Source organism: uncultured Aquabacterium sp., assembly GCF_913773725.1.
GTDB lineage: Bacteria > Pseudomonadota > Gammaproteobacteria > Burkholderiales > Burkholderiaceae_C > Aquabacterium.
The window spans coordinates 1-11684 of sequence record NZ_CAJYGK010000064.1; the positions used below are offsets into that span (position 1 = coordinate 1).

Annotated in this window: 12 protein-coding genes; 1 reads left to right on the top strand and 11 read right to left on the bottom strand. The window is 64.3% G+C overall.

The genetic code is table 11. The features are described 5' to 3' along the window. The coding region (locus tag QZ709_RS08035) for an alkaline phosphatase PhoX (protein WP_294636745.1) at positions 1-669 on the top strand (669 nt) is incomplete at its 5' end. 14 nt (positions 670-683) lie between these two features. Here QZ709_RS08035 and QZ709_RS08040 read toward each other — a convergent pair. The 11 genes from QZ709_RS08040 to QZ709_RS08090 all read right to left on the bottom strand — a co-directional run. Continuing rightward, complete coding sequence (locus tag QZ709_RS08040; protein ID WP_294636746.1) at positions 684-1202, bottom strand: DUF1178 family protein; 519 nt, start codon at positions 1200-1202, stop codon at positions 684-686. A gap of 31 nt (positions 1203-1233) precedes the next feature. Next, positions 1234-1860, bottom strand: a complete 627-nt coding sequence (locus tag QZ709_RS08045) for an NUDIX hydrolase (RefSeq protein ID WP_294636747.1) — start codon at positions 1858-1860, stop codon at positions 1234-1236. Positions 1861-1914: 54 nt separating this feature from the next. Further along, entirely contained in the window at positions 1915-2220 is a 306-nt protein-coding gene (locus QZ709_RS08050; protein WP_294636748.1) for a DUF2818 family protein, read from the bottom strand. A 38-nt stretch (positions 2221-2258) separates the two neighbouring features. Beyond that, positions 2259-3740, bottom strand: a complete 1482-nt coding sequence (gene nuoN, locus QZ709_RS08055; protein WP_294636749.1) for an NADH-quinone oxidoreductase subunit NuoN — start codon at positions 3738-3740, stop codon at positions 2259-2261. Positions 3741-3753: 13 nt separating this feature from the next. Beyond that, entirely contained in the window at positions 3754-5232 is a 1479-nt protein-coding gene (locus QZ709_RS08060) for an NADH-quinone oxidoreductase subunit M (RefSeq protein ID WP_294636755.1), read from the bottom strand. 25 nt (positions 5233-5257) lie between these two features. Further along, a complete protein-coding gene (gene nuoL / locus QZ709_RS08065) occupies positions 5258-7264 on the bottom strand; it encodes an NADH-quinone oxidoreductase subunit L (RefSeq protein ID WP_294636750.1) in 2007 nt (668 codons plus the stop codon). Between the two features lie 17 nt (positions 7265-7281). Continuing rightward, a complete protein-coding gene (gene nuoK / locus QZ709_RS08070) occupies positions 7282-7596 on the bottom strand; it encodes an NADH-quinone oxidoreductase subunit NuoK (RefSeq protein WP_109036923.1) in 315 nt (104 codons plus the stop codon). Next, entirely contained in the window at positions 7593-8234 is a 642-nt protein-coding gene (locus QZ709_RS08075) for an NADH-quinone oxidoreductase subunit J (RefSeq protein WP_294636751.1), read from the bottom strand. Before QZ709_RS08075 ends, nuoK begins: the two co-directional genes overlap by 4 nt. 6 nt (positions 8235-8240) lie before the next feature. After that, positions 8241-8732: an NADH-quinone oxidoreductase subunit NuoI gene (nuoI, locus tag QZ709_RS08080; protein ID WP_294636752.1), complete on the bottom strand. Its 492-nt coding sequence runs from the start codon at positions 8730-8732 to the stop codon at positions 8241-8243. Between the two features lie 12 nt (positions 8733-8744). Next, a complete protein-coding gene (nuoH, locus tag QZ709_RS08085) occupies positions 8745-9803 on the bottom strand; it encodes an NADH-quinone oxidoreductase subunit NuoH (protein ID WP_294636753.1) in 1059 nt (352 codons plus the stop codon). 19 nt (positions 9804-9822) lie between these two features. Next, the coding region (locus QZ709_RS08090; RefSeq protein ID WP_294636754.1) for a molybdopterin-dependent oxidoreductase at positions 9823-11684 on the bottom strand (1862 nt) is incomplete at its 5' end.

An 11684-nucleotide genomic window follows, 5' to 3' on the forward strand; every position in this document is an offset into this window, starting at 1 on the left:
AAGACGGCCACCAACGCCAGCATCACGCTCAGCGGCACGTCCTACAACTACTTCAACACCGCGCTGGTCAACACGCTTGGCACCACCTGGGACGTCGAGTGGGTCGACATCGAGAACCCGGACAAGCCCTTTGTCACCGGCACCACCTACGGCGGCGTCCGCGCGCAGGGCCTGATGCAGGGTGCGTCGAGCATCGCTCGGGGCGAAGGCATCTGGTACGGCAACGGCGTCATCTACGTGTGCTCGACCAGCGGTGGCTCGGCTGGCAACGGCCAGATCTTCGCGTATGACCCGCGCAAGGAAACCTTCACGCTGCTGTTCGTGTCGCTGAGCGACGGCATCGACGGTGTCGACAGCCCCGACAACATCGCCTGGAGCCCGCGCGGCAGCCTCATCCTGTGCGAAGACGGCAATGCCAGCCCGCAGCAACTGCGCGGTCTCACGCTGGACGGCACGATCTTCCCGTTCTGCGCCACCAACATGGACTTCCGCGCCGGTGGTGCCGTGGGCCCGGTCACGCGTCCTTCCGGCCGCACGTTCAGCAACGACGCCCGCGGCAACGAATGGGCTGGCGCCACCTTCCACAACGAATGGCTGTTCGCCAATGCCTATGGCTCGCCCGGCGTGACCTTCGCCATCACCGGCCCGTGGGACAACGGCGCACTGTGATGTGACAGCCGGTGTCAGTGCACCGGCTTCTTCACCGCGTCGGGCAAGGGCATCGACATCACCTCGATGCCCTCTTCCCGCAATTCGGCGCGCTGTTCGGGCGTCGCCTGTCCCCGGATGCCGCGCTCTGGCGCGTCACCGTGGTGGATGGCGCGGGCCTCGTCGGCAAACCGCTCGCCGACATCTTCGGTGTTGGCGACGATGTGGCGCGCCGCCTCCATCCAGACCCGCTGCACGTGGGCCAGCAAGGCCTGGGCGCGGGCCGCATCGCCCTCGCCGCTGCCTGACGCCCGATCGGCCTCGCTCGGGCCATCGGTCATGCCGCCCCGAGATGCCGTCCCCGGGGTCTCCGCCGCGGGTGCGGCCGAACGGGTCTGGATATGGGATGCAGAAGGCAGACGCCGCACCTCGGCATCGCCGCACACAGGGCACTGCACCAGACGTTCGGCTTGCTGACGAGCGAGGTCATCGGCCGAGCCGAACCAGCCCTCGAACACATGCCCCTGCGTGCAGCACAGATCCACCACCAGCATCGAACTGCTCCTCGAAACGCCCCCAGCCGCGTCAGACCGGGCTGGCCGGCACTTCGGTCCAAGTCAGGGTACACGCCCCCGATCGCCACTGCGCCAGCCACATCATGCCCACGATGGTCTTGGCGTCTGTGAGCCGGCCATCCCGCATCCAGCCTTCCAGCTGAGCCTGGGTCGCCTCGAACACATCCAGGAACTCGCCCTCATCGAGCTGACGCTCGCCGGCCACCAGTCCGTCGGCAAACCACACCTCGATGAACTCGTTGGCGTAGCCGATCACGGGATGCATCACCCCGGCCTTGGCCCAGCGGGTGGCGCGGTAGCCGGTCTCTTCGAACAGCTCGCGCTGCGCGCACACCAGACCGCCCTCACCTGGATCCAGCTTGCCAGCCGGAAACTCGATCATCGTGCGGGACACCGGGTAGCGATACTGTCGCTCCACCACCAGACGGCCGTCCGGCAGGATGGGCACGATCATCACCGCACCGGGATGGACCACATACTCGCGAGCCGCCTCACGACCATCCGGCAAGCGGACCCGGTCGCGTCGCATCGACAGGAAGTGGCCCTTGTAGACCTCGTCGGACGCGATGCGCTCCTCCCGGAGATGGCGGTCATCGGCGTCAACCAGGGCGTCGGCAGGGGCGGAATGTGTCGTCATGTCGAGATCCATTGGAAAGCCGCTGGCCCCCATCAGGCTCCACGACCAGGCAGGTCAGTGGCGCCGGAGGTAGCGCCAGACGAAGCCGGGAAAGGCCAGCGTCAGGAACACGCACAGCCACACGGCGACAAACTCCCACCGGATCGGACTGGGTTGCCCCAGGTGCGACTCGATCGCCCGGCCCAGCAAGGCCACCAGCAGCGCGTAAACCAGCAGCTCAAGCAAACGCCACGCCACGGCCTTGACCGGGCGCCGAGGCCCGACCAGAAACAGCCGCTCGTTCACGAAAGGCAAATTGGCCGCCACAAGGGCGGCCAACAGCACCACGGTCACCGCCCAGACGGGCACCAGGCCCGTCATGCGGCACGCTCCTTGTCAGTGCACTTCATGAATGTGCATCAACCTGCCAGAGACTGGGTGATGGCGCGGGCGCACAGGGCCATCAGGCCGCCCGGCAGGATGCCGAGCACCAGCACGGCCAGCGCGTTCACCGACAGCAGCGCACGGGCGGCACCACCCTCGGCCACCGGCGTGGCGTCGGTCGGCTCATCGAAGTACATCACCTTCACGACACGCAGGTAGTAGAAGGCGCCGATCAGCGACAGCAGCACGGCCACGATCGAAATCTGCAGCAGCAGCGGCGAATTGGTGGTGACGAGCGCCTGCAGCACGGCCAGCTTGGCGTAGAAGCCCACCGTCGGCGGAATGCCGGCCAGCGAGAACATGAACACCGCCATGGCACCGGCCAGCACCGGGCTTCGCTTGTTCAGCCCGGCCAGATCCGACACCTGCTCCGACTCGAAGCCCGGACGCGAAAGGATCATGATCAGCCCGAAAGTCCCCAGCGTGGTCAGCACGTAGGTCAGCACGTAGAACAGCGACGAGCCATAGCCGTTGCCGGCCGACACCGTGTTGCCGGCCACCACCGTGGGCACGAAGCCCAGCAGCATGAAACCCAACTGTGCGATACCGGAATAGGCCAGCATCCGCTTCAGGTTGGTCTGTGCAATCGCAGCCAGGTTGCCGATGGTCATCGAAGCCACAGCCAGGATCAGCAGCATCTGTTGCCAGTCGGTCGCCAGGTTGATCAGGCCTTCCACCAGCAGGCGGATGGTGATGGCGAACGCCGCCAACTTCGGCGCGCCGGCCACCATCAGCGTGATGGCCGTCGGGGCACCCTGGTACACGTCAGGCACCCACATGTGGAAGGGCACCACACCCAGCTTGAAAGCCAGGCCGGCGACGATGAACACCACACCGAACACCAGCACCTGCTTGTTGGCCGTCCCGGCCAGCGTGGCCTTGTAGACCTCGCCGATGTCCAGCGAGCCGGTGGCGCCGTACATCATCGACAGGCCATAGAGCAGGAAGCCCGAGGCCAGCGCACCCAGCACGAAGTACTTCATGGCGGCTTCGGTCGACTGGGCGTGGTCGCGGCGCAGGGCCACAAGCGCATACAGCGACAGCGACATCAGCTCCAGGCCCAGGTAGATGGCCAGGAAGTTGTTGCCGATGATCATGATCGAGATGCCCAGCAGCGCGAACATGCTCAGCGAGAACAGTTCACCCTTCAGCATCTCGCGGGAGGCCGCATACGTCTGCGCGTAAACCAGCGAGCCCATCACGGCCAGCGTGGCACACAGCGACAACAGGTGACCCATGGCATCGGTCACCACCATCTGCTGCATGGCATAGACGGAGGCACCCGAGTCCAGCGCCTGCAGGTGCAGGCCGGCCACGCCGGCCAGCGACAGCATCGTCAGGTAGTAGGTCGGCTTGCGTTGGGGGCAGGTGACGAACAGGTCCACGAGCGCGACCAGGCAGGCCATGGCCAGCAGGACGATCTCGGGGGTCACCGCGATCCAGTTGAGGTCAGTCATGTTGGTTCGGGCCTCAGTTCAGCTTGCTTTGAGCCACGTGCTTGAGCAGCTCCGTCACGGACACGTGCATCACGTCGGTGAAGGGCTTGGGCTGAATGCCCATCCACAGCACGGCGGCGGCCAGGACGGCCAGGATCAGGAATTCACGGGCATTGATGTCGGTCAGTTCACGCACGTGGTCGTTGGTCACGTCACCGAAGTAGACGCGCTTGTACATCCACAGCGTGTAGGCAGCACCGAAGATCAGCGCGGTGGCGGCCAGCAGACCGATCAGGAAGTCGTATTGCACGGCGCCCAGGATCACCATCCACTCGCCGACGAAACCGGCGGTTCCCGGCAGGCCGCAGTTGGCCATCGAGAACAGCAGCGCGAAGGCCGCGAACTTCGGCATCGTGTTGACCACGCCGCCATAGGACGAGATCTCACGCGAATGCACGCGGTCGTACAGCACGCCGATGCACAGGAACATCGCGCCCGACACGAAACCGTGCGAGATCATCTGCACCAGACCGCCGGAGATACCCAGTTCATTGAAGATGAAGAAACCCAGGGTCACGAAACCCATGTGGGCGATGGACGAATACGCCACCAGCTTCTTCATGTCCTGCTGGACCATGGCCACCAGACCGATGTAGATCACGCCGATCAACGACAGGGTGATCACGACCGGCGCGTACTCGTGCGAGGCATCCGGGACGATGGGCAGCATGAAGCGCAGGAAACCGTAGCACCCCAGCTTCAGCATGATCGCGGCCAGCACGGCCGACCCCCCGGTGGGTGCCTCGACGTGCACGTCGGGCAGCCAGGTGTGGACCGGGAACATCGGCACTTTCACGGCGAACGCCGCGAAGAAGGCCACGAACAGCAGCGTCTGCGGCGTGGCGCCCAGCGGCAGCTTGTGCCAGTCGAGGATGCTGAACGAGCCACCGGACTTGTAGTACAGGAAGACCAGCGCAATCAGCATCAGCAGCGAGCCAGCCAGCGTGTACAGAAAGAACTTGAAGGCTGCATACACGCGACGCGGACCGCCCCACACGCCGATGATGATGTACATCGGGATCAGGGTGGCTTCGAAGAACACGTAGAACAGCATGCCGTCGAGCGCGGAGAACACGCCGACCATCAGACCTGACAGGATCAGGAAGGCACCGTAGTACTGGTGCGGGCGGTCTTCGATGACCTCCCACCCTGCCAACACCACGATGATCGTGATGAAGGCGGTCAGGGGCACGAACCACATCGAGATGCCATCGACGCCCAGGTGATAGAGCACATTGAAGCGCTCAATCCAGGCAGCCTTCTCGACGAACTGCATTGCAGCGGTCGAGTTGTCGAACCCGGTCATCAACGGGATCGTGACCAGGAAGCCGGCCAGTGCGCCGATCAGGGCCACCCACCGGGTGACACCAGCGTTCTCCTGGCGGCCGATGGCCAGCAGCAGGATCCCGAAGACCACCGGAACCCAGATGGCCAGAGAAAGGATGTTGGACATTGTTTGCATGGGCTGGTCCTCGCGCTCAGGGCTGCATGAACACGAACCAGGTCATCAGGGCGAACACCCCGAGGATCATGACCAGCGCGTAGTGATAGAGGTAACCGGTCTGGAACAGGCGGACCAGCGAACCGATCAGCCCGACCAGCTTGGCCGAACCGTTGACGGCCAGGCCGTCGATCAGCGCCACATCCCCCACCTTCCAGAAGACACGACCGATGAGGCGTGCGCCCGCTGCGAAGACGTTCTCGTTGATCCAGTCCATGTAGTACTTGTTCTCGCCAATCACGATCAGCGGACGCAGCACCTTGGCGAACATGGCCGGGATCTGCGGGGCCACAAGGTAGAACACGAAGGCCGTGACGACACCACCCAGCGCCAGGAAGAACGGCAGCGTGGTGAAGCCATGCAACGCCATGGCAGTGGCACCGTGGAACTCCTCCTTCAACTCGCTCATCGCGTGGTGAACCTCGTGGTTCACGAAGATGGCGCCCTTGAAGAAGTCGCCGAACAGCATGGGCTCGATGCACAGGAAGCCGATCACCACCGACGGAATGGCCAGCAGCAGCAGCGGCGCCGTCACCACCCACGGCGACTCGTGCGGCTCATGGGCGTGGCCGTGGTCGTCGTCGTGGTGGTCGTGCTCACCCGGGAACGGCTTGTGGTGGAAGTTTTCCTTGCCGTGGAAGACCAGGAAGTACATCCGGAAACTGTAGAACGCGGTGATGAACACACCCGCCGTCACGGCGAAGGTTGCGAAACCGGCGGCCGGCAGGTGGCTGGCGTGCACGGCCTCGATGATCGAGTCCTTCGAGTAGAAACCGGCAAAGAACGGGGTGCCGATCAGGGCCAGGTTGCCCAGCAGCGATGTGATCCAGGTGATGGGCATGCGCTTCCACAGGCCGCCCATGTTGCGGATGTCCTGGTCGTGGTGCATGCCGATGATGACCGAGCCCGCGCCGAGGAACAGCAGCGCCTTGAAGAAGGCGTGCGTCATCAGGTGGAAGACGGCCACGTTGTAGGCCGACACACCCAAGGCCACCGTCATGTAACCCAGCTGCGACAGCGTGGAGTACGCCACCACACGCTTGATGTCGTTCTGGATGATGCCCAGGAAGCCCATGAACAGCGCCGTGATCGAGCCGATCACCAGAATGAAGTTCAGGGCCGCGTCCGACAGCTCGAACAACGGCGACATGCGCGACACCATGAAGATGCCGGCGGTCACCATGGTGGCCGCGTGGATCAGGGCCGAGATCGGGGTCGGGCCTTCCATCGAGTCAGGCAGCCACACGTGCAGCGGGAACTGCGCGGACTTACCCATGGCGCCGATGAACAGGCACACGCAGATCACGGTGATCAGCGCCCAATCGGTCTTGGGCAGCGTCAGCGTGGTCAGGTCACCCGCCTTGGCGAACAGCTCGGTGTAGTTCAGCGTGCCTGTGTAGGCCAGCAGCAGGCCGATGCCGAGGATGAAGCCGAAGTCGCCCACACGGTTGACCAGGAAGGCTTTCATGTTGGCAAAAATGGCCGTGGGCTTCTTGAACCAGAAGCCGATCAGCAGATACGACACCAGGCCCACCGCTTCCCAGCCGAAGAACAGCTGCAGCAGGTTGTTGCTCATGACGAGCATCAACATCGAGAAGGTGAACAGCGAGATGTACGAGAAGAAGCGCTGGTAGCCCGGATCTTCTTCCATGTAGCCGATGGTGTAGATGTGCACCATCAGCGACACGAAGGTCACGACACACATCATCATCGCCGTGAGGCCGTCGACCATGAAGCCGACTTCCATCTTCAGCGAGCCCAGCGTCATCCATTCATAGACGGTCTGGTTGAAGGTGGCGCCATCCACGGCCACGGCCTTCAACGTCATCGCCGAGATGATGAACGCAATCAGCACCCCGAGGATGGTCAGCAGGTGGGCGCCGCGCCGCCCGATCGCCTTGCCGAACAGGCCGGCAGCGATCGAGCCGACCAGCGGCGCCAGGGGCACCGCCAGCAGCGAGTTGAGAGAAAGTTCTGTTGTCATTGTTGTGTCTCTCCCGATCAGCCCTTGAGCGTGTCGAGCTCGTCGACATTGATCGACTGACGGTTGCGGAACAGCACCACCAGAATGGCCAGACCGATGGCCGATTCAGCAGCCGCCACGGTCAGGATGAAGAAGACGAAGACCTGGCCGTCCATGTTCCCCAGGTAATGGGAGAACGCGACGAAGTTCATGTTGACTGCCAGGAGCATCAGCTCGATGGCCATCAGCAGCACGATCAGGTTCTTGCGGTTCAGGAAGATCCCGATCACCGACATGGCGAACAGGATGGCGCCGAGCGACAGGAAGTGCCCGAGGGTGATGGACGTGGTCATGCCTGGCCTCCGTTGTCCTTGGCCGCGTCAGCTGCAGGCACTTCGACGTGCGGAGCCACCTTCACGATGCTCAGACGGTCGGCCTTCTTGACACGCACCTGCTCGGACGGGTTCTGATAGCGGGAATCCTTGCGACGACGCAGGGTCAGCGCGATGGCCGCCACAATGGCCACCAGCAGGATCACTGCGGCGATCTGCACCGGGAACAGGTAATTGGTGTAGAGCTCGATGCCCAGTGCCTTGGTGTTCGGCACCTGCGCGACCTCGGCCGGGAACGGACGGGCCTGCGGCAGATCGAAGCCACGGGTCAGCACGAAGGCCATTTCCACGGCGATCAGCGCACCGATGACGCCGGCTGCCGGGAAGTGCTTCCAGAAACCCTGCCGCAGCGCGTCGATGTTGATGTCGAGCATCATCACCACGAACAGGAACAGAACCATCACCGCACCGACGTACACGAGCACGAGCGCAATGGAGAGGAATTCGGCCTGCAGCAGCATCCACACGCAGGAAGCGCTGAAGAAGGCCAGAACCAGGTGCAGCGCGGCCGTGACGGGGCTGCGCGCGGTGATCACGCGGAAGCCCGCGTACACCAGCACCAGGGCGAACAGATAGAAAAGTAGGCTGAAGGTGTCCATGGTGGGTCAGCGGTATTTCGCGTCCGCCTCCTTGTTGGCTGCAATGTCCTTTTCGTAGCGATCACCCACCGCCAGGAGCATGTCCTTGGTGAAGTAGAGGTCACCGCGCTTCTCGCCGTGGTACTCGAGGATGTGGGTCTCCACGATCGAATCCACCGGGCAGCTTTCTTCGCAGAAGCCGCAGAAGATGCACTTGGTCAGGTCGATGTCGTAGCGCGTGGTACGGCGGGTGCCGTCGTCGCGCACGTCCGACTCGATCGTGATGGCCATGGCGGGGCAGACGGCCTCGCACAGCTTGCAGGCAATGCAGCGCTCTTCGCCGTTCTCATAGCGGCGCAGTGCGTGCAGGCCACGGAAACGGGGGGACAGCGGGGTCTTCTCTTCAGGGAACTGCACCGTGATCGACGGCTTCAGGAAGTGACGGCCGGTGAGGGCCATCCCCTTGAACAGTTCAATGAGGAAGAAGCTGGAGACGAATTCCTTGAAGGAGGTCGACATGATGGGCCTTCCTTATTTCCAGATGTTCCACGGCGACATCATCCAGACCCCGACCACCACCAGCCAGACCAGGGTCAGCGGGATGAAGATCTTCCAGCCCAGACGCATGATCTGGTCGTAACGGAAGCGGGGGAACGATGCGCGCACCCACAGGAACAGGGTGACGATGATGAAGGCCTTGAGACCCAGCCAGATCCAGCCCGGAATGAAGCTCAGGGCGTCGATCGGGGGCAGCCAGCCGCCGAAGAACATGATCGCGGCCAGGGTGGACACCAGGATCATGTTGGCGTACTCGGCCAGGAAGAACATCGCGAACGCCATGCCCGAGTACTCGATCATGTGGCCGGCCACGATCTCCGACTCACCTTCCACGACGTCGAACGGGTGACGGTTGGTTTCAGCCAGACCCGAGATGAAGTAGATGACGGTGATGGGCAGCAGCGGCAGCCAGTTCCAGGACAGGAAGCTCACGCCCATGTCGGCGAACTGGCCCTTGCCTTGGCTCAGCACGATGTCCGTCATGTTGAGCGAACCGGCGGTCATCAGCACGATCACCAGACAGAAGCCCATCGCGATTTCGTACGAAACCATCTGGGCCGATGCGCGGATCGCACCGAGGAAGGCGTACTTCGAGTTCGATGCCCAGCCAGCGATGATGACGCCGTAGACTTCGAGCGAGGTGATCGCCATCAGGAACAGCAGACCGGCATTGACGTTGGCCAATGCCACTTCCGGACCGAACGGCACGACCGCCCATGCTGCCAGCGCAGGCATGATGGTCATGATGGGGCCCAGCAGGAACAGGCTCTTGTTGGCCGCCGAAGGCAGGATGATCTCCTTGAAGATCAGCTTGACCGCGTCGGCAATGGGCTGCAGCAGGCCACCAGGACCCGTGCGGTTCGGACCGGGACGGATCTGCGACCAACCGATGGCCTTGCGTTCCCACAGCGTGAGGTAGGCCACGCAGCCCAGCAGCGGCAGCAGCAGAGCGACGATCTTGATCAGCGACCAGACCACAGGCCAGGCGCCGCCCAGGCTGGCCGCGCCAGCGTTGTACAGGGTGTCAATCATTGAGTGTCTCCCCTACCCTTCAGGCTTTCTCGACGCGGATGGCGCCGAACGAGGCCCCGAGGGTCGACGTGGCTTGCGTCCCGGCGGGCACGCGCACGACGTTCGCCGGCAGGCTCGCATCCAGCACCGCGGGCAGCACGGCAGCACCGCCCTCTTGCGACACCTTGACCTGAGCACCGTCGGCCAGACCCAGTTCGGCCCACAGGGCCTGCGGCAGGCTCGCCACCGGCGCCGCGGCATCGGCCGTGGCCTGCAGCGACGGTGCGCGGCGCACCAGCGCATCGGCGCTGTAGATCGGCAGGTCGGCCAGGCGCTCGAGCGCGCCGGTGCCGCCAGCGAGCACGATTTGGGCCGAGGTGGCGTTGTTCAGCTTGGCAGGCACCGAAGCCAGATCGCCCAGGGCACGGGCCTTGACCTCTTCCGAGGTCTCGAAGCCGAAACCTTCCAGCCCCAGCATCGTGCCGAGCACGCGCAGGACCTTCCAGGCCGGACGGGTTTCGCCCAGCGGCTTGACCACGCCGTGGAAGCTCTGCACGCGGCCTTCGGCGTTCACGAAGGTACCCGACGTCTCGGAGAACGGCGAGATCGGCAGGATCACGTCGGCGTACTCGGTGGCGGCCGTCTTGAACGGCGACATGGCCACGACCATCTCGGCGCCCAGGATGGCGGAGGCCGCGGCGGTCGGGTTGGCCGAATCGAACTCGGGCTCGACACCCAGCAGCACGAAGGCCTTCAGGCCCGGGCCGGCCAGCATCTGGCCGGCGTTCAGGCCGCCTTGCTGCGGCTGAGCGCCCACCAGTTGGGCGCCGACCGTGTTGGCCGACTCGCCCAGGAAGCCGAACTTCGCGCCGGTTTGCTCGGCAATCCACTGGGCCAGGGCCTGCAGCGAAGAAGCCTGCGGGTGCTGCGCAGCGGCGTTGCCCAGCAACACGGCCTTGTTCTGACCCGACAGCAGCGATGCGGCGATGGCCTTGGCTGCCTCGGTGGCCGTACCGTTGCACGGTGCGGCGACTCCGTTCTGTGCGGCGATCGCCGCGGCGACATCGGCCAGGGCCTGAACCCAGGCGCTGGGCGCGACGGTCACGCGCTGGGCCAGCGAGATGGCCCAGTCATCCTGGGCACCCCCGATGGCCGAGACCTGGGCGCCACGACGGGCAGCCTGGCGCAGACGCGAGGCAAACAGCGGATGATCCTTGCGCAGGAAGGAGCCGACCACGAGCGCGCGGTCCAGCTTGTCCAATTCGGCGATCGGCAGGCCCAGCCAGCGCACGCCGGCACCCGCGGTGAAGTCGGCGTGACGCAGACGGGTGTCGATGTTGTCGCTGCCCAGCCCACGCACCAGCTGGCCCAGCAGGAACAGCTCTTCGACCGTGCTGTGCTCGGTCGCCAGCGCGCCGATGGCGGCTGCGCCGTGCTCGGCCTTGATGCCCTTGAGGCCATTGGCGACGTACTCCAGCGCCGTGGTCCAGTCCACCTCGCGCCACTGACCGCCCTGCTTGATCATCGGGTTGACCAGGCGGGCGTCGGTGTTCAGCGCTTCGTAGCTGAAGCGATCGCGGTCAGCGATCCAGCACTCGTTGACGTCTTCGTTCTCGAGCGGCACGACGCGCATCACCTTGCCGTTCTTGACCTGAACGATCAGGTTGGCACCGGTGGAATCATGGGGCGACACGCTCTTGCGGCGCGACAGTTCCCACGTGCGGGCGCTGTAGCGGAAGGGCTTGCTGGTGATCGCGCCCACGGGGCAGATGTCAATCATGTTGCCCGACAGTTCCGAATCGATCGAGCGGCCGACAAAGGTCGCGATCTCGGAGTGCTCGCCGCGGTGCTGCATGCCCAGTTCCATCACGCCGGCCACTTCCTGGCCGAAGCGCACGCAAC